14 protein-coding genes are annotated in these 17,605 nt (G+C 73.7%); 6 read left to right on the plus strand and 8 right to left on the minus strand.

What is annotated here, in order from left to right; translation table 11 throughout:
* Positions 1 to 40 precede the first annotated feature (40 nt).
* Together CP984_RS15595 and CP984_RS15600 are read right to left on the minus strand one after the other, a co-directional pair.
* Positions 41 to 1,696: a succinic semialdehyde dehydrogenase gene (locus tag CP984_RS15595; protein WP_003983396.1), complete on the minus strand. Its 1,656-nt coding sequence runs from the start codon at positions 1,694 to 1,696 to the stop codon at positions 41 to 43.
* Positions 1,693 to 3,165, minus strand: a complete 1,473-nt coding sequence (locus CP984_RS15600; protein WP_003983395.1) for a serine/threonine-protein kinase — start codon at positions 3,163 to 3,165, stop codon at positions 1,693 to 1,695. The genes CP984_RS15595 and CP984_RS15600 overlap by 4 nt, the downstream gene beginning before the upstream one ends.
* A gap of 337 nt (positions 3,166 to 3,502) precedes the next feature.
* Here CP984_RS15600 and CP984_RS15605 point away from each other — a divergent pair, with 337 nt between their 5' ends.
* The gene (locus CP984_RS15605; RefSeq protein ID WP_003983394.1) at positions 3,503 to 4,612 is read left to right on the plus strand and encodes a hypothetical protein; all 1,110 of its coding nucleotides are present in this window, start codon (positions 3,503 to 3,505) and stop codon (positions 4,610 to 4,612) included.
* On the opposite strand, the gene CP984_RS15610 is transcribed toward CP984_RS15605, so the two are convergent.
* Positions 4,554 to 5,690, minus strand: a complete 1,137-nt coding sequence (locus CP984_RS15610) for a M64 family metallopeptidase (protein ID WP_003983393.1) — start codon at positions 5,688 to 5,690, stop codon at positions 4,554 to 4,556. The two genes, CP984_RS15605 and CP984_RS15610, sit on opposite strands and share 59 nt — an antisense overlap.
* Before the next feature lie 509 nt (positions 5,691 to 6,199).
* Here CP984_RS15610 and CP984_RS15615 point away from each other — a divergent pair.
* Both CP984_RS15615 and CP984_RS15620 read left to right on the plus strand, forming a co-directional pair.
* Positions 6,200 to 6,853 (plus strand): response regulator, encoded by a 654-nt coding sequence (locus CP984_RS15615; RefSeq protein ID WP_003983392.1) that lies wholly within the window; start codon positions 6,200 to 6,202, stop codon positions 6,851 to 6,853.
* Positions 6,850 to 8,094 carry a sensor histidine kinase gene (locus tag CP984_RS15620; protein WP_003983391.1) on the plus strand — a complete coding sequence of 415 codons (1,245 nt, stop codon included), beginning with the start codon at positions 6,850 to 6,852 and terminating at the stop codon, positions 8,092 to 8,094. The genes CP984_RS15615 and CP984_RS15620 overlap by 4 nt, the downstream gene beginning before the upstream one ends.
* A gap of 176 nt (positions 8,095 to 8,270) precedes the next feature.
* On the opposite strand, the gene CP984_RS15625 is transcribed toward CP984_RS15620, so the two are convergent.
* Positions 8,271 to 8,645, minus strand: coding sequence for an STAS domain-containing protein (locus tag CP984_RS15625; protein WP_030184807.1), 375 nt, complete (start codon positions 8,643 to 8,645; stop codon positions 8,271 to 8,273).
* Positions 8,646 to 9,051: 406 nt separating this feature from the next.
* Between CP984_RS15625 and CP984_RS15630 the strand changes: the two genes are divergently transcribed.
* Complete coding sequence (locus CP984_RS15630) at positions 9,052 to 9,663, plus strand: sigma-70 family RNA polymerase sigma factor (RefSeq protein WP_030184805.1); 612 nt, start codon at positions 9,052 to 9,054, stop codon at positions 9,661 to 9,663.
* Positions 9,660 to 11,060 (plus strand): zf-HC2 domain-containing protein, encoded by a 1,401-nt coding sequence (locus CP984_RS15635; RefSeq protein WP_043980168.1) that lies wholly within the window; start codon positions 9,660 to 9,662, stop codon positions 11,058 to 11,060. Before CP984_RS15630 ends, CP984_RS15635 begins: the two co-directional genes overlap by 4 nt.
* Before the next feature lie 33 nt (positions 11,061 to 11,093).
* Here CP984_RS15635 and purU read toward each other — a convergent pair whose 3' ends face one another.
* Both purU and CP984_RS15645 read right to left on the minus strand, forming a co-directional pair.
* Positions 11,094 to 11,966: a formyltetrahydrofolate deformylase gene (gene purU, locus CP984_RS15640; protein WP_003987219.1), complete on the minus strand. Its 873-nt coding sequence runs from the start codon at positions 11,964 to 11,966 to the stop codon at positions 11,094 to 11,096.
* 60 nt (positions 11,967 to 12,026) lie between these two features.
* On the minus strand, positions 12,027 to 12,467 hold the full coding sequence (locus CP984_RS15645; protein WP_003987218.1) for an SCO4402 family protein: 441 nt from the start codon (positions 12,465 to 12,467) through the stop codon (positions 12,027 to 12,029).
* Between the two features lie 180 nt (positions 12,468 to 12,647).
* Between CP984_RS15645 and CP984_RS15650 the strand changes: the two genes are divergently transcribed.
* The gene (locus CP984_RS15650; RefSeq protein ID WP_003987217.1) at positions 12,648 to 13,982 is read left to right on the plus strand and encodes an ABC transporter substrate-binding protein; all 1,335 of its coding nucleotides are present in this window, start codon (positions 12,648 to 12,650) and stop codon (positions 13,980 to 13,982) included.
* A 105-nt stretch (positions 13,983 to 14,087) separates the two neighbouring features.
* Here CP984_RS15650 and CP984_RS15655 read toward each other — a convergent pair whose 3' ends face one another.
* Entirely contained in the window at positions 14,088 to 15,911 is a 1,824-nt protein-coding gene (locus CP984_RS15655; protein ID WP_078587076.1) for a hypothetical protein, read from the minus strand.
* Positions 15,912 to 16,115: 204 nt separating this feature from the next.
* Positions 16,116 to 17,507 (minus strand): hypothetical protein, encoded by a 1,392-nt coding sequence (locus tag CP984_RS15660; protein ID WP_003981902.1) that lies wholly within the window; start codon positions 17,505 to 17,507, stop codon positions 16,116 to 16,118.
* Positions 17,508 to 17,605: the final 98 nt, after the last annotated feature.

Consider the following 17,605-nt stretch of genomic DNA (forward strand, 5'->3'; position numbering starts at 1 on the left):
GCGGCCCGGGTCTCGGCGCGGGCGGATCGGCGCAGGCGGATCAGCGCATACGGAGCGCCTTCAGCACGCGCAGGCTGCGGGTTATGAACGCCGCGTACTTCTCGTCGTCCATGCCGAACGACGGGGCGAGCGGCATCAGGCGCTGGTGGGCGACGGTCTGCGCCTCGGTGTACTTGAGGATGCCCTCGGAGCCGTGCCGGCGGCCGAGGCCGGAGTCGCCCATGCCGCCCATCGGGGACTGGACGCTGCCGTAGCCCGCGGCGTACGCCTCGTTGACGTTGACCGTGCCGGTGCGCAGGCGCGCGGCGACGGCCCGGCCACGGCGGCCGTCCTCGGTCCAGACGCTGGAGTTCAGGCCGTACGGGGTGGCGTTGGCGCGGGCGACCGCCTCGTCCTCGTCGCGGAAGCGGTAGATCGAGACGACCGGGCCGAACGTTTCCTCCTCGCACACGGCCATGGGGGGCTCGACACCGTCGAGGATGGTGGGCTCGTAGAACAGCGGGCCGATGTCGGGGCGGGGGCGGCCGCCGGCGACGAGCTTGGCGCCCTTGGCGACGGCCTCGTCCACGTGCCGGGTGACGGTCTCCAGCTGCCGCTCGCCGACGAGCGAGCCCATGTCGGCGCCGTAGGCGAGGGCGTTGCCCAGGCGCAGTGCCTTCGTGCGGGCGGCGAAGCGCTCCAGGAAGGCGTCGGCTATGGACTCGTGGACGTACAGCCGCTCTATGGAGATGCACAGCTGGCCCGCGGACGAGAAGCAGCCGCGTACGGCGCCCGCCGCGGCCTTGTCGATGTCGGCGTCGTGCAGCACCAGCATGGCGTTCTTGCCGCCGAGTTCGAGGGAGACGCCGACCAGGCGGGCGGCGGCGCCCTGGGCGACCTCGCGGCCGGTGCGGGTGGAGCCGGTGAAGGAGACGTAGTCGGCGTGCTTGACGACCTCGGGGCCGATGACCGGGCCGTCACCGAGGACGACCTGCCAGACCTCCGGCGGCAGCCCGGCCTCGATGAGCTGCTCGCGGGCCCACAGGGCGGTCAGCGCGGTCTCCGTGTCGGGCTTCATGACGACGGCGTTGCCCGCGGCGAAGGCGGGCAGCGCGTCGCCGACGGACAGCTCGAAGGGGTAGTTCCAGGGGGCGATCTGGCCGACGACGCCGCGGGGGTGGCGCAGTTCGGTGACCTTGGTGAGGGCCGGTACGACACCGGTGTGGCCGCGGGGGCGCAGGTACGCGGGGGCCTTGCGGCCGTAGTGGCGGGCCGCGACGGCGACGGCCTGGACCTCCTCGTGGGCGTGCAGCCGGGCCTTGCCGGTCTCCAGCTGGATCAGGTCCAGCACCTCGGCCTGGCGGCGCAGGACCAGGTCGTGGAAGCGCAGCAGGACGGCCGCGCGCTGCCGTACGGGGACCTCGGCCCAGGCGCGCTGGGCCGCACGGGCGCGCTCGAAGGCGGTCGCCACGTCCTCGGGGGTGGACTCGGGCAGGTCCGCCAGCTTCTCGCCGGTGAACGGCGTGTGGTTGGCGGTACGGCCGCTGCCGGTGACGCCGCGGGCGAGGCGGGCTGCCAGATGCGGCGTGACCACGTCGGCGGCGGTACGGGTGCCGGCGGCGGCGCGGGCGACGGGATTGCCGTCCGAGGGCGCGTCGGCGGAAACGGTGCCGGCGGGTGCGGAGGAGCGGGTTCCGGTGTCCTGCGAGTCCGTCATGCGGGCGAGCGTATGACGCGCCGGACGCTTTGGGTACCCACCGGTAACGAGTTTTCACGCGATACGCACCATCGCGCCAGTGTTTGCTGGCCACGAGGGGGCTGTCCTGCGGGGTTGTGCGGTGGGACGGAGCGGGCGACCGGTCCGGGGACGGACCAGGCGACCGGTGTCCGGGCGAGCCCCGCCGCCCTCGGGTGCCCCGGCTCTTCGGACACTCCATGCCGCCCGGACCGGCCGCCGTCAGGTGACAGGCGCGGTGCGGAGGTCGAGGCGGGTGAGGAGGAGACGGGCGGAGACGGCGTACGGGAGGTGCCCGAACGTTCCTGCGAGGGGTGGGACCGGGTGGGCCCGGGGTCGCCGTCCTTCCCGTCCCCGTCCCCGCCCCTGCGGACCAGCGCCGCGATACCGAGGCCCGCGCCCGCCAGCACGCACACGGCCACGCCCACGATGAACGCGGTGCGCCCGCGCCCGGTGTGCGGGCGGGCCGCGGCGGCGAGCGCGCGGTCCGCTATGGCGTCCGGTATCGGGACGCCGTGCGTACGGCCCGGTTCCTGGGCGGGCGCCGGGCGTTCGGGGGCGGGTGACGGAGGCGGCGGCGTCTCGGGGGCGCGGCCCGACTGGAGGTAGCCGCGCAGCAGACGCTCGGTGGCGATGACGTCCAGGCGCCGGGCCGGATCGCGTTCCAGGAGGCCGCGGACGACGGCCAGGAGGGGGCGGGCCGGTTCGGACAGTTCGATCTCGTCGTCCATGACCGCGCTCAGTACGCCGCCCAGCGAATCGCGGCGGAACGGCGTCTCCCCGCTTAGCGCCGCGCACAGCAGCACCCCCACCGACCACAGGTCCGCGGCCGGGCCCGCGGGTCGGCCGGCCATCCGCTCGGGCGCGGTGTACTCCGGCGAGCCGACGAAGCCGCCGGACTCGGTCAGCGTCGTACTGCCGGACACCTTGGCGACCCCGAAGTCGGTGAGGACGACCCGGCCGGTGCCCTCCTCCAGCAGGACGTTGGCGGGCTTGATGTCGCGGTGCAGCACGCCGAGAGTGTGGGACGCCCTGAGGGCGCCCAGCAAAGCCAGGCCGATACGGGCCACTTCGCGGGGTGCGAGCGGGCCGCCGCCGATGAGCCGGTCCGCGAGGGACTGGCCGTCGACCAGCTCCATGACGATCCAGGCGCGGCCGTCCTGTTCGACGACATCGTGCACGACGATCACGTTCGGGTGCCTGATCCGCGCGACGGTCCGGGCCTCGCGCACCGCCCGCTCCCGCTGGGCCGCGGCGTCGGGGCCGCCCGCACGGGTCACGCCGCCCCGCTCGCCGGGCTCCTCGTCCACGTGCAGGACCTTCACGGCGACCTGACGGGCCAGCAGTTCGTCGGTGGCGCGCCAGACCGTGCCCATGCCGCCGCGGCCGAGCCGTTCGCCCAGGCGATAGCGGCCGGCGATGAGCCGGCCCTCGCCCCCGAAGCTCCCCATGGGGTCATCTTGCCCCACCTGCCGTGGTCCGGCGCCGGTGCCGCGAGCGGCGGACGGTGCACGCGGGGTACAGGGGGCGGGGGCACACGATTGCGGCGCGCCCCCGTGGGCAGAGGGTGAGGAGCCCGGCCGTACGGAGAGCGGCCGGTGCCGCGGTACCGGACACGGACCGTGCCCCACGACACACGGAAGGGAACCTCCGCCGCCTGTGTCGCCGTCCTTGAAACAGTGAGGCGGCAGCAGCACAGGGCAGCGGTGACCGGGCAGCGAACAGTGGGCAGTCGGCAGCACACGGGCCGGCGCGGGTGAGCACGGCGCGGCGGATCGGGGGTCGGACATGGTGATGCAGGACGGTGGTGCGGTGGACGTCCGGCCCGGCCCCGACCCCGGCCGGGCGGCCCCCGGGCACGCGCGCGCGTACCGTACGGCGGGGGCCGCCCTCGCCGTCTACGGAGGCGCGCTGACCGCCTGGACGGTCTACGGGATCATCCAGGGCGACGGCAGCGTGTGGGACTTCTTCGAGGGACTCTTCAACCCGCGCGCCTCCTTCTTCATGTGGACGCTCGGGCCCGGCGAATGGGCGCTGGTCGTCGCGCTGCTGGCGGTCGCGGCCGGCGCGCTGGCGCTGCGGCGGGTGGCGCGGACGGGCGCGCTGCTGCTCGGCTGGGTGATCCTGGCCCAGTCCGGGCGCGAGATCGTCGGCCTGTGCCACGCCGGCTACCGGCAGGTGTACGCCACCGAGGCGCTCGGCGGCTGGGTGCTGGCGACCCGGGCCCTGGGCCTGGTGGCGGCGCTGGTCGTGGTCGTCGCGCTGCTGCCCGCCGTGGAGCGGTCGGCCGGGGGCGCGGAGACGGCGCGCGCGGGGGCGCGCGACGGTCTCCGGCCCGCCGTGACAAAACGGTCGTGCGCCGACGCCGACTCCTGGTGGCGGCGCCGGCTCTCCCGTATCTGCGGGGTGCTCTTCCTGGGGATGGCCGCGCTGCGGCTCGCCTGGACGGTGTGGGGCATGTCCGAGGAGCGCATCGACGTGGGCACCTACCTGCGCAGCGCGCTGGACGGCGCCGCCGCCGGCGCCGTCCAGCTGTCCCACTCCAGCGAGTTCACCACGCTGTCGTCGGTGGTGGTCCTGCTGGTGCTGGGCGTGCTCGCGGTCCGCAGCAACCGTGACGTGCGCGGCGCGCTCCTGGTGTTCGCCGCGGTGGAGCTGTACCTGACCGTGCGGACCGTGGTGCTGCTGACCGTCACCGGCTTCTTCGGCGGCCCGTTCGTCACCGGTGAGAGCACGCTGTCGCTGGTGCTGACCGCGTACGAGCTGGCCGCCACGACCTCCGTGGTGGTCCTGGCGACCGGCCGGTCGTTCAGTGCGTACGGCTCCTACGAGGACCGGCTCAGCGGCCCGTGTGCCGGTGGAACCCGTCGATCATGGCCTGACGGCCGGGCAGGTTGAACTCCCTGCCCAGCGTGCGCATGATCGAGTTGTCGGTGGGCCGGTAGAGGCCGCGCGGGTAGTAGCCGCCGCCCTCGAAGGCGCCGACCTTGCCGCCGTCCGGCGAGTTCTGGCCCAGGTAGCGGTACCACTTCGCCTTCTTGGCCTTCATCTCCGCGACGCTCATCTTGGTGATGTTGGGCGCGCTCGGCTCGGCACCGGTGTACGTGCCGTTGGTGTCGTAGACGTACTCGTCGGCCAGCTTGCCGAGCGAGTGACCGGTCTCGTGGACCGCCACCTGCGCGGAGTCGGGGTGGTCCGAGGAGGCGGTGGCGATGCCGTCGTAGCCGACCGGCGAGGTGATGTCGTTGTAGCCGGCGCCGCCGTACTTGCGGGAGTTGGAGAGCACGATGACCAGGTCGGCGTCCGGGGCCTTGCCCGCGTACGACTCGACCTTGCCGGTGTCCACGCACAGCAGCCGCTCGATGCCGTCGCACCAGAAGTGCGAGTCCAGCGCGGTGTCCTTGACCACGTCCTTGCCCGGGTCGCCGGAGACACCGGACTGGTTGGAGACGGCGTCCACCGTCCAGACGTTGAACAGCTTGCGGTTCGAGGCGTACGGCTCGACCTTGGAGATCTGCTCCCACTTCGCCTTGGCGTCGGCGTGGAAGTCCTTCTGCTGGGCGAGGGTGTAGCCGTCGCCGATGAAGACGACGTCGACCTTCTTGTCGGTGGCGCCGTTACGGATGACCGAGGTCACGTCGCCGTCGGCGGCAAGCCCGGCGGCGGAGGGGGCGCGGTGGGCGTCGGCCAGGCGCTTGGGGGTGGCCACCGGGACGGTGGTGTGGCGCGGGTGGCCGTCGGGGGCGAAGTACTCGACCTGCTGGGTGCGGGAGGCCGCGGGCGGCGCGGACGCGGGCGCCGCGGAGTCCGCGGGAGAAGCCGATGCGGTGGCGGCGAGGCCGCTGACGAGGGCGAGACCGGCCGCCGCGGCGGTCAGGCGCAGCCGCTTACGGCCGCGGCCGGCTATTCGGGCGCGGATGCCCGCGGGTGCCGAAGCGTCGGAAGGGGTGGGGGAACGCCGGGGTCTGTGCTGCACGGAAAGCCTCCGGTGAGATGCCGAGCCGTGCCCCGAAGGGCCGTGCTCCGAGGGGGGTTGGGTCCGCGGAACGCCGTACGGAACGGCGCGCGTCGGACCGCGCACAACCTAGAGGCGGCGGTTACGGGAGGCAACGGTTGGGGGGCAAGTTGTCCCGGAGGTGAGCAAAATCCTGTCGCGGGCGATGGATCACGGGTGGTGTGCCGCAGGGCACCGGGAGCGGGCCCGAGGACGTACGAGCGACGGCCGCCGCGTGTGGGGGTCGCGGCGGCCGTCCGAGCCCGTACCGAACGCCCGGGCCGGGCATCCGGCGCAGGCTCTCACTGTGAGCTGCACCGCGTGGTCGGCTTGTGGCCCCCTCGGTGGTGCAGCATGAAAGGCACTCTGCCCGCGGGCGCCACCTCACGGCATCCTCCGCAGGTCGTGCACCGACCCCCGCCGTCCGGCGGGGGTGCCGGCACGCGAGCGGCGGGCAGGCCCGAGGACGGCGGAGCAGGAAGGGGCGGCCGGTGATCCGTGTCGCGGTGGTGGACGACGAGCGGCTGGTCAGATCCGGGCTGCGGATGATCCTGGGCACCGCCCCGGACATCGAGCTGGTCGCGGACTGCGGCGGCGCCGAGGCCGTGGACGCGGTGCTGGACAACGCGGCGGACGTGGTGCTGCTCGACATCCGGATGCCGGACGTGGACGGGCTGACCGTACTGCGCCGGCTGCGCGCCGCCCCGGAACCGCCCGCGGTGGCCATGCTCACGACGTTCGACGCGCAGGAGTACCTGACCGCGGCGCTGCGCGAGGGCGCGGCCGGATTCCTGCTCAAGGACTCCGACCCCGAGCAACTGGTACGGGCCGTACGGACGCTGGCCGGGGGCGGCAGCGTGCTGGACCCGGGCGTCACCCGGGCCGTGATCGGCGGCTACCTCACCGCCGAGGACCAGGCCGCGGCGGCCCGCGCCGTACGGGCCCTGACACCGCGGGAGTCGGAAGTGCTGGCCCTGCTGGGCGAGGGCCTGGGCAACGCGCGGATCGCGGAGCGGATGGGGCTGGCGCCGAGCACGGTCAAGGACCATGTACGGGCGCTGCTGGGCAAGCTGGGCGGGCTCAACCGCGTCCAGGCGGCGATCCTCGCCGACCGCGCCGGGCTGGTCGCGGGCGGGCCCCGGTGAAGCGGCCCGGCGGATTCCGCAGCTTCTCCGGCTTTCCCGGCTCCCCCGGTTTCTTCGGCTCCCTCGGCTTTCCCGACTTCCCCGGGGGCGTACGCCGGGGCGTGTCCCTCGCCGTGCCGGTGCTGCTGTCCATGGTGGACGCCTTCCTCGTCAACGGCCTCGACATGGGCCTGGAACTGGGCGTCTCCCTGGTCGCGGCCGCCGCGCTGCTGCTGCGGCGCCGGCTGCCGCTCATCGTCTTCCTGTTCACGCTCCCCGGCCTGTACATCGGCTACATATGGTTCGCGCCGATGATCGCCCTGTACACGCTCGCCGTGGTCCGGGCAGGCCGCTTCCGGCTCGGCATCTGCGCCGTCCTGCTGATCGCCGCGCACTTCCTGCCGTACCCGATCTCCGACCTCGACCCGGGCGCGGACCGCGAGAACGTCCAGGTGCTGATCGACGCGACGGTCACCTCGGCCGCGCCCATCGCGCTGGGCCTGCTGGTGCGCACCCGCCGCGAACTCGCCGAGCGGATCGCCGACCTGACGCACAGCCTGCGCCGCGAGGACCGGCTGATCGCGGAACGGGTCCTGGCGACCGAGCGCGCCCGGCTGGCCCGGGAGATGCACGACGTGGTCGCCCACCAGGTCAGCCTGATCAGCCTCCAGGCCGGGGCGGTGCAGGTGAGCGCCGGGGAGGAGGCGGTGCGGGAGTCGGCCCGTACGATCCGCGAGCTGTCCGTGCGGACGCTGGAGGAACTGCGGCACATGGTCGGCATCCTGCGGGCGGCCGGGGGCGGCGCCGCGGACGCCCGGGACCTGGCGCCGCAGCCGGATCTCGCCGAACTGCCGCGGCTGATCAAGATGAGCGCGCTGGACGTCGATTACGAACACGAGGTGCCGGACGGCGCGTGCGGCGCGAAGGCGGTGGAGCGGGCGGCGTTCCGTACGGTGCAGGAGGCGCTGACGAACGTACGCAAGCATGCGCCGGGGGCGCGGGTGCGGGTTCGGGTCGCGGCGGTACGCGACGGGCAGGCGGCCGACGGGGACGGCGGGCCGGGGGCGCCGCGTGGCCTGCGGGTGGAGGTGCGCAACGGGCCGCCGGACGCCTCGGCGCCCGCCCCGGCGCTCCCGGGCGGCGGCCACGGCCTGGTCGGCCTGCGCGAACGTGCCCAGAGTCTGGGTGGACTGCTGGAAGCCGGGCACACGCCGGACGGAGGGTTTCTGGTGCGGGCGGAATTTCCGGGCGGGGTGGGTTGAGGCCGAGGGTTACGGAAGAGCGAGAGGTGGCGTTTTGCCGGTTTTCTGCCGCTCGTCACACATGGGCGTTTATGCGATACCGGCACACCGCGTACGTGACAAAAGGTGACCGTCGCGCGACGTAACGCGACGCGGAAGAAAAAGCCGGTTCCGATCTCGCGGACCCCGGCGGAGATCTACGCGGAAAGCGGCGCCGCCGCCTCGTCCACCGCGGTGCTGAGGTCCGGGTAGACCTCGAAGAGGCGGCGTACACCGAGGGCCGCGAGCACCCGGTTGACGTGCGAGCCGTCCACCGCGCCCTGCGCCGGGAGGATCAGCCGCAGCCGCCCCTGGCAGGACCGCATCAGCCGGCGGGCGGCGATCAGCACGCCGACGCCGCTGGAGTCGCAGAAGCGGACCTCGGAGAGGTCGAGGACCAGGCTGCGGCGGCCTTCGGCGACCGCGTCGTGCACGTGCTGGCGCACCGCCGGCGATGTGACCAGGTCCATCTCGCCGGAGACCTGCAGGACGGCCCAGCGGCCCTGCTCACCTTCTGCCACCTTCAACGACACGCGCTCGAAGCCTTTCGCTCGCTTGCGGACGGACACCCTCCGGAACCAACCGGAATGCGCCCTTCCCGCCTCGACTGCCCGGCCGTTCTCCCCTGAAACTCATCAGAATTGTTTGCGCAACGGGCCGTTCCTCTCCAAGGCTATGCCCAGTCAGAGAGGAACTTTCTCCTAGAACCGGTCACACACGCATAACACATCGGCAGATACAGAAGCGAACGGTCGCGCTTCGATCCGCGACGAGCGGGCATTACCACCAAAAGTGACCGTCTCCATACCATCCGTCAGTTGCCCGCAGGGTGGGTTTGCCGCAAAGGGGCGTCAATGTCGGACCGGCGCACTACATTCGGTGGCACGGTGGAGTGCGGTGCCGTGCAGGGGCACGGTGGCGGCGAAGGATGGGGGCCGGATGGGACATGACGCACCACCGCGCTGGGACAGGCGGATGCAGCAGCGGCTGGCGCGGGGTGAGGCGGCCGCGCTCGGCGAGCTGTACGACCGCTTCGCTTCGCTTGTGCACAGCCTTGCCCGCCGGGTGCTGGGGGACGAGACCGCCGCCGACCGCATCACCCGTGAAGTCTTCGGCTACATCTGGGAGAACCCCGACTCCTACGACCCCAAACAGGGCTCACTGCGCTCCTGGGTGGCCCAGCTCGCCCACCGCCAGTCCGTCCACCGGCTGCGCCAGGCCGAGGCCGCCGCGGCCCTGGACCGCGGCGCGGACGCCCCCGAACCCGCCGAAACGGAGCGCCAGATCCGCGAAGCCTCCACCGCCGCCCGCGCCGACTACATCGTCACGTCCATGCCCGCCCCGCTCCGGGCCGCGCTGGAACTGGCGTACTTCCAGCGCCGTGACTACCGCCAGACCGCCGCCGACCTGGGCGTCACCGAGGACGAGGCCCGGCGCCGGCTCCGCCTGGGCCTGCAGCTGCTCTCCACCGCGCACAACCACCGGACGCTGCCGCCCGCCCAGCCCGCCGAGCCCCCGCCGCGCACTCCCGGATACGGACGGCAGCTGTGAACGGCCCGGAGGGGTGGGACCGGTACGACCCGCGGGAGCCGGGCGGCCCGCACGACGGGCAGGGCCCGGGCGGCCCGCAGGGGCCGGGCTCCGGCGGCCCGTCCCGCTCCGGCGGCCGGCCGCGCATCCCGTCCCCGCGCACCGCCGCCGAGGACAGCGGACCGCTGCCCGACGCGGCACCGCCCGCCGCGCCGGGCGTCCGCACGGACGCGGCGGACACGGCGGATACGACGACCACAGCGGACACGGCGAACGCCGCGGACCGGCCCCCGGACGCCGCCCCCGAGCCTCCCCCGCACCGGGTCCTGAAGTCGCTGCTCGGCGCCTGGGCCCTGGCCGCCTGCTCCGCCGAGGAGACGGCCGCCGTCGAGGCGCACCTCACGGACTGCGCCGCCTGCGCGGACGAGGCGCTGCGCCTGCGCGACGCGGTCGGCCTGCTGCACCCCGCCGATCCCCTCGACCTGGACCCGCTGCTGCGCTCACGCGTCCTGGAGGGCTGCCTCGGGCGGCGCCCGGCCCGTATCCCGGTGCCCGAGTGGGCGGCGCCGTACGACGCCGAGACGGCGAAGCTGGACGCGCTGCTCAGCGACATGGGCGAGGCGGAGTGGCGGGCGCCGGTGCGGCTGCGCTGGTTCGAGGGCGAGCGCCCGGCCGAGCGGCGCACCACCGTCGCCGGGGTCATCGGGCATCTGATGGCCGTGGACGGCCTGGTCGCCACCGCGCTCGGGCTGGCCGACCCGCTGGGCGCCGCGGCCCCGCACGGCCCGGCCGGGCCCGCCGACCGTACGGAAGCGTGCTGGCAGGCGATGGCCGACGGCCGCAGCCCGCACGCCACCCGCAACCCGTGGCGCGACCAGAGCCACACCCTGATCCGCACGGTGTCCTTCGCCGGCCTCGGGGTCGCCGAACTGGCCGTCCCGTACGGGTCCGTCCGGCTGCCGCTGCGCGACTCCTTACTGGACCGCGCCTTCGAATGCTGGGTGCACGCGGGCGACATCGCCGAGGCGGTGGACTATCCGTACGAGCCCCCGGTGGCCGGGCACCTGCACCAGATGGTCGACCTGGCGGCCCGGCTGCTGCCCGCCGTGCTGGCCGGCCGGCGCCGGGCCGGGCTGGCGACGCCGCCGCGGTGCCTGGTCGAGGCGGGAGCGCCCGGCCGTACGCTGCACCTTGAGGTGGAAGGCACCGGCGGCGGTCACTGGTACATAGCCCTGGACTCTCCGGCCGCGCTCGGCACCCCCGACCGCACGGTCGCGCACATCGCGCTGGACAGCATCGAGTTCTGCCAGCTGGCGGCCGGTCACGTACCGCCGCAGGAGGCGGCCGCCGGGCAGCACGGCGAGCAGGACGCGATCCGCGACGTGCTGTTCGCGACGGCTTCGCTCTCGCGACTGTGAGGACGCCGGTGACCGCGGCCACCGGCGTACGGGCTACGCGAAGACGACGGTGCGCGTGCCGTTGAGCAGGACGCGGCGCTCGCTGTGCCACTTCACGGCGCGTGCCAGGGCCTGGCACTCCACGTCCCGGCCGACGGCCACCAGCTGGTCCGGGGTGACGCCGTGCCCGACGCGCTCGACCTCCTGCTCGATGATCGGGCCCTCGTCGAGGTCCGCCGTCACGTAGTGCGCGGTAGCGCCGATGAGCTTGACGCCGCGGGCGTGCGCCTGGTGGTAGGGCTTGGCGCCCTTGAAGCTCGGCAGGAACGAGTGGTGGATGTTGATGATCCGCCCGGACAGCGCCTTGCACAGGTCGTCGGAGAGCACCTGCATGTAGCGGGCCAGCACGACCAGCTCGACGTTCTCCTCGCGCACCAGCTCCAGCAGCCGCGCCTCGGCGGCGGCCTTGGTGTCCTTGGTGACCGGGATGTGGTGGAAGGGGATGTCGTACGAGCCGACCAGCTCGGCGAAGTCGGTGTGGTTCGAGACCACGGCCGCGATCTCGACCGGCAGCGCGCCGATCCGGGAGCGGAAGAGCAGGTCGTTGAGGCAGTGCCCGAACTTGGACACCATCAGCACGACGCGCATCTTCTCGTCGGCCCGGTGGATCTGCCAGTCCATCTGGAAGGAGTCGCCGACCGCGGCGAAGCTGGCGCGCAGCTTCTCCACGCTGACCGTGGCGTCCGCGCTGAAGTGGACCCGCATGAAGAAGAGTCCGGTGTCGTGGTCCCCGAACTGCTGGCTGTCCTCGATGTTGCACCCGGTCATGAACAGGTAGCTGGACACCGCGTGCACGATGCCCTGCTTGTCCGGGCAGGAGAGGGTGAGGACGTACTGGTCGGGGGTACCGGGCTGCGAGGCGCTCATGACCTCATAGGGTCGCACATCCGCGGCGGTGCTCCGTCCCGTCGCCCCGGACCGGGCCCCTCAGACCGACGCCTGGGTCATGATCGCCAGGACTTCCAGCGAGTGCGGCGGCACGTCCGGGTCCTCGCCGTCCGCCGTCGCCATCCGTACGTGCGCGTCGCGCGCGGCCCGTACGGCCTCGGCCCAGCCGTGGTGCTCCAGGTAGGCGGCCACCGGGGCGTCCGGGCCGACCTGGTGCATGATCCGCAGGACCCGCAGCACGGCGACGTCCACGAGGGCCGCCTCCTGGGAGTCGCGGAAGATCGTGCCGACGTACTTCTCGGCGGACCAGTTGTCCAGCCAGGTGTCCTCGACGAGCCGGTAGACGGCGTCGGTGACGTCTCCGTACCCCGGGCGGCCGGCCAGCCAGGTCTCCCGCTGGAAGACGGGGTCGGAGAGCATGTGCAGCGCGGAGCGCACATTGCTGCGCCAGCGCCACCACGGCATGTCGTTGAGCGGCATGGCGCCCATGGTGGTCGAGCGACGGCCGCGACGGGAAGACTTCTCCGAACCTTGCACAGTATTCGATCGTACGTTCTCGGCCGGTGATCATCCGAGGACCCCCGGAGTTCACACGGCCGTCACTATCCGGTCAAGCGTCGTCACTCACGCGTTCCGGACGAACCGGAATGCTCCGGCCACATGACCGGACGGCGACGCCCCTCCCCCCGCCCCTTCCCCCGCGCCTCCGCAGCCGCCACGGCTGTCACGGCCTGCACGGCGGCCCTGGCGTCACTGCTCTCGGCCTGCGGCTCCCTCCCCGGGACCGCCGGAGAACCCGGGGAGAAGGAGCCGCTCACGGTCATGACCTGGGCGCCGGTGGACACCAAAGCGACCAATATGCCGGGAATGCCCGCCATGGCGCAGGCGTACGCGCGCTGGGTCAATGCGCACGGCGGGCTCGACGGCCACCAGCTGAAGGTCCTGACCTGCAACGACCGCAACGATTCGGTGGGCGCCGCGCGGTGCGCGCAGCGGGCGGTCGACGCGAAGGCGATCGCGGTCGTCGGCTCGTACAGCCAGTTCGGCCGCTCGTTCATCTCGCCGCTGGAGATCCACGGCATCCCCTACATCGGCGGCTACGGCGTCTCCGACGAGGAGTTCGCCAGCCCCCTGTCCTACCCCGTCAACGGCGGGCAGGCGTCGCTCCTGGCGGGCAACGGGCGCCAGTTGGCGAGCGTCTGCGAGCGGGTGTCGCTGGTGCGCCCGGACACCCTCCAGGGCGACCAGATGCCGACGCTTTTGAACACCGGCCTGGCCGACGGCAGCCGCGCCGCCGCCCACGACGTCCGCGCGCCCGAGGACGGCACCGACTACGACGACGCGGCCCGGCGCGCCCTGGACGCGGTGGGCGCCGCACCGGGCGGACCGGGCGCGCAGGGGGCGGGCGGCTGTGTGACGGCCACCCTCGGCGAGCGCACCGACACCTTCTTCGACTCCTTCCGCCGCCTGCAGCCCGCCGGCTCCAAGGTGCGGATCGCCTCGGTGCTGGGCAGCGCCGGGCAGGCGCTGGTGGACCGTACGGGCGGCCGGTCCGGGCCGCTGGAGGGCGCGTACCTGACCGGCTGGTATCCGGTCGCGAGCGACCCGCGCTGGAACCCGATGCGCAAGGTCATCAACGACCACGCCTTCGGCGACAACCGCATCGACCCGGCCGACCCGGGCGTACAGACCACATGGATCGCCTACACGGTGCTGCGCTCGGTCATCGAAGAGCTCGGCGAGCAGGGCACCGACGAGATCACCGCGCAGGCCGTGCAACAGACCCTCGACCGCGGCGACCGGGCCGTGGACACCGGCGGCCTGACCCCGAAACTGCGCTGGCGCTCCGGCGACATGCTCGCGGTACCGGACTTCCCGCGCACAGTGAACGGACTGGTGACATATCAGGCCGTACGGGACGGGCGGCTGGTGGCCGCGAAGCAGGGCTTCGTGGACGTCACGAGGACGCTGGAGCGGCCGCGGTCGGACGGCTGACGGCCGGTTCACGGGCGCAGGGCTTGCGGGCGTACGGGGCGGAAGTCCGGTCCGCGGGCGTACGGCTCGGTGCCCGGCCGGCGGGCGTACGGCCGAAGCGGACGCTCAGAGCTGTTCCGGGCGGCGTTCGGTCAGACCGTACTTCTGCGCGATCGGGTTCCACAGCTTCGCCGCCTGCTGCTTGGCCTTCGTGGCCCGGCCGCTGGCCTCGTTGCCCTGGGCGGCCTCCTTGCCGCCGCGCGCCTTGCCCTTGGGGCAGCCCTTCTTGCCCTTTACCTGGCCCGCCCAGGCCGCGTAGTGATTGTCGGCGGCGGCGGAGGACTTCCACGCCTCGTTGAGCGCCGCGGTCAGGTCGCCGCTGCCGGGCAGCTTGTCGACGGTGAGCTGGGACAGGCGGCTGACGAGCTCGTTGCGCTGCGCGGCGGCGCCCCTGAGGTCCTTGGCGGCGCCGTCCAGGTTGTCGCACGACTTGATGCTGTTGACCGCGTCGATCACGGCGGAGCGACTGTTGTTGCTGTCCTTCAGGAGCGCGTCGAGGTCCTTGGCCTGCGCGGCCACCGGGTCGGCGGACGGCGACTTCTCCTTGGCGCCCTGGTCGCCCTTGCCCGCCTGGCCGTCCTTCCCCGCGCCGGGCGTCCCGCCGCTCTCCTGCTTGCTCTTGGCGGAGCCGTCCTCGCCGCCTCCGCTGAGCGCCCAGCCGACGCCCAGCCCCGCGCCCGCCAGGGCGACCACGGAGACACCGATGATCACGGCGGGCGCCAGACGGCGGCGCTTGCCCTCCGGCTCGGGGCCCGGCTGCGGCGCGAATTGGTCGTACTGCTGGCGGCCGTACGGCTGTTGACCGTACGGACCCGGCTGCTCCGCGTCGTCGAAGCGCGGCAGCGGCGCAGTCGCGTCCGGGATGTTGCCCGCGGCCGGGGCGGCCCCGGCCGGGCCGGAGCGGAACAGGCCGTCGAACTCGGCCGGCGTCGCGCGGTCGCCGGGCGCGCCAGGACGTGCGCCGAAGGGGGCGCCGGGCGGCGGCGCGGGGGTCCCGCCGCCGACCGGCGGGATGAACTGGGTGGCCTCGGCGTCCGGATCGGGCTGCGCGGGCCGCGCGTGCTGCGGGCCGCCCGGCTTGACCGGCCGCAGCTTACGGGTGGACTCGGCGGGCGATTCGGCGCGCGCGGCCCCGGCTTGCGGCGGCAGCGGCGCGGCCCCGGGCATCGGGCCGGGCTGCCCGTTTCCGCCCGTACGTCCGGACTGCCCGCCGACCGGGCGCAGCAGCGCGGTCGCTTCCGGGTCGCCCGCAGCAGGCGGCATCGGCGCACCGGCCGGGCCGCCCGCCTGTGCGTCGAACGGCGGTATCAGCGCGGTCGCTTCCATGTCCGGGGCCGGCGCCTGACCGCCCGGCTGGGCCTGGTGCGGTACGGGCGGCTGCGCCTGGGGAGGCAGCGGCATGGCGGACGGAGGGTGCTGCTGGATCGGCGGATGCGGCGGGTGCGCCGCGGGGGGCACCGGGGGCATGGGGGGCTGGTGGGTGGGGGGTTGCGGAGCAGGGGGGTGCTGGGCGTGCGGCTGCTGCTGGGCGGGGGGCTGTTGCGCGTACGCCTGCGGCTGCCCGTACGGCGGCTGCTGCGGCGCGAACGGCTGGCCAGGTGGCTGCTGGCCGGGCATCTGCTGGCCAGATGCCTGCTGCCCAGGAGCCTGCTGCCCGCCGGGCGGCTGGCCCTGGCCGGGCGGGTTCTGGCCGACCGGGTTCTGGGCCGGCTGTCCCCCCGGCGCGGCTTGCTCACCGGGGCCCCACGGCTGCCCCCAGGGCTGGCCCGCGGGCGGTGCGGCCTGCTGGCCGGGGACCCACGGATCGCCGTGGGCGGGCAGCACAACGCCCTCTCGCGCGGGCTCGCCCGCCGCATTGTGCGGGTCGCCGCCCTGTCCGCTCTGCGTCACCGGGACTCCTACGATCAGCTGACTTACGGAAGCGTCGGTCACGCTACCGGGTCGCTGTCGCGTTCGACCATGTCCCCTGGTCACCACCCCCGCGGGGCCCGGAGGGAGGCGCCGGGCGGGCCGTGGCGGCCCGCCCGGGCCGGCAGGACGAGGCGGCCCGCGCGCCGCCCAGCCCTCCCCCGGCTGCGACGGGCCGCGAGCCCGCTACGCGGCTGCCCGCAATTCCAGCCGGGCACCGAACTCCCGCACCACCGGCTCGTCCCGGTACGGCTCCAGCCGCAGCTGGAAGTCCTCCAGGTATTCCGCGCCACGGTTCGAACGCAGCCCGCTCAGCAACTCCACGGCCTGTGTACCCGTGTGGCACGCCTGCTCGATCTCACGCTGCTGCACCTGCGCGGTGGCCAGCAGCACCAGCCCGATGGCGCGGCGCCGCGCCCGCCCTTCGGGATGGCCGTCGACCGCTTCCTGCGCGCGCTGGCGAGCCGCGTTCGCCTGCCCCAAGTCGCGGTGGCAGTGCGCCAGTTCGTCAGCGAGGTACGCCTCGTCGAAATGCCTGATCCACGCGGGGTCCTCGCCGGCGCCGGAGGCGGCCCCGGCCCGCTCCATCGCGCCTACGGCACGGCCCGCCACCACCTGGAAAGCGCGCGCGTCCCCCATCAGGGCGTGCCCGCGCGCTTCCGCGGCGAAGAACATCGCCTCCGCGCGCGGCGTGACGTGCCCGCGCGCGCCTTCCTGCGCGGCCTTGGCGAGCTGTGAGATCTCCCGGGGGTTGCCCAGCGAGGCGGCCAGGTGGCTCATGCTGGCGGCCAGTACGTAACCGCCGTACCCCCGGTCGCCCGCCGCCTGGGCCAGCCGCAGCGCCTGGATGTAGTAGCGCTGCGCCAGCCCCGGCTGGCCGGTGTCGACGGCCATGTAGCCGCCCAGCTCCGTCAGCCGGGCGACGGCCGCGAACAGTTCGCGCCCGACCGACTCCCGGTACGAGCCGGCCAGCAGCCCGGAGACGACGCTGTTGAGGTAGTGGACGACGACCGGGCGGACGTGGCCGCTGCCGTAGCGGTGGTCCAGTTCGCTCAGGGCCGTGGTCATGGCCCGTACGGCCTCGACGTCCGAGATGCCCACCCGGGCACCGGCGTTGCGCGCCACCTGGGGGTCGGCGCTGGTGATGAGCCAGTCGCGGCTGGGTTCGACCAGCGCGGACGCGGCCACGGTGGAGCCGCTGAGGAAATCGCGGCGGCCGACGTCGCTGCGCCACAGCTCACAGACCTGTTCGATCGCGCCGAGGACGGTGGGTGAGAACTGGAGCCCCACGCCGGACGCGAGGTTCTTGCCGTCGGCCATCCCGATCTCGTCGATGGTGACCGTGCGCCCGAGTTTGCGCCCCAGCGCCTCCGCGATGATGGCCGGGGCGCGGCCCCGTGGCTGCTGGCCGCGCAGCCAGCGGGCGACCGAGGTCTTGTCGTAGCGCAGATCGAGGCCGTGTTCGGCACCGCACATGTTGACGCGGCGGGCGAGTCCGGCGTTGGAACAGGCGGCTTCCTGGATGAGCGCCTGCAGCCGTTCGTTCGGCTGCCGCGCGACGAGTGGCCTGGCGGCCATGCTGCACCCCCTGATTACTGCTGCGCGTTCACCAGCGAACGCCGTACCGGTTGATCAATTCCCCGTGCATATGCCGGATATCCAGAGATATCTCAGAT

It is taken from the genome of Streptomyces rimosus, assembly GCF_008704655.1.
GTDB classification, from domain to species: Bacteria; Actinomycetota; Actinomycetes; order Streptomycetales; family Streptomycetaceae; genus Streptomyces; species Streptomyces rimosus.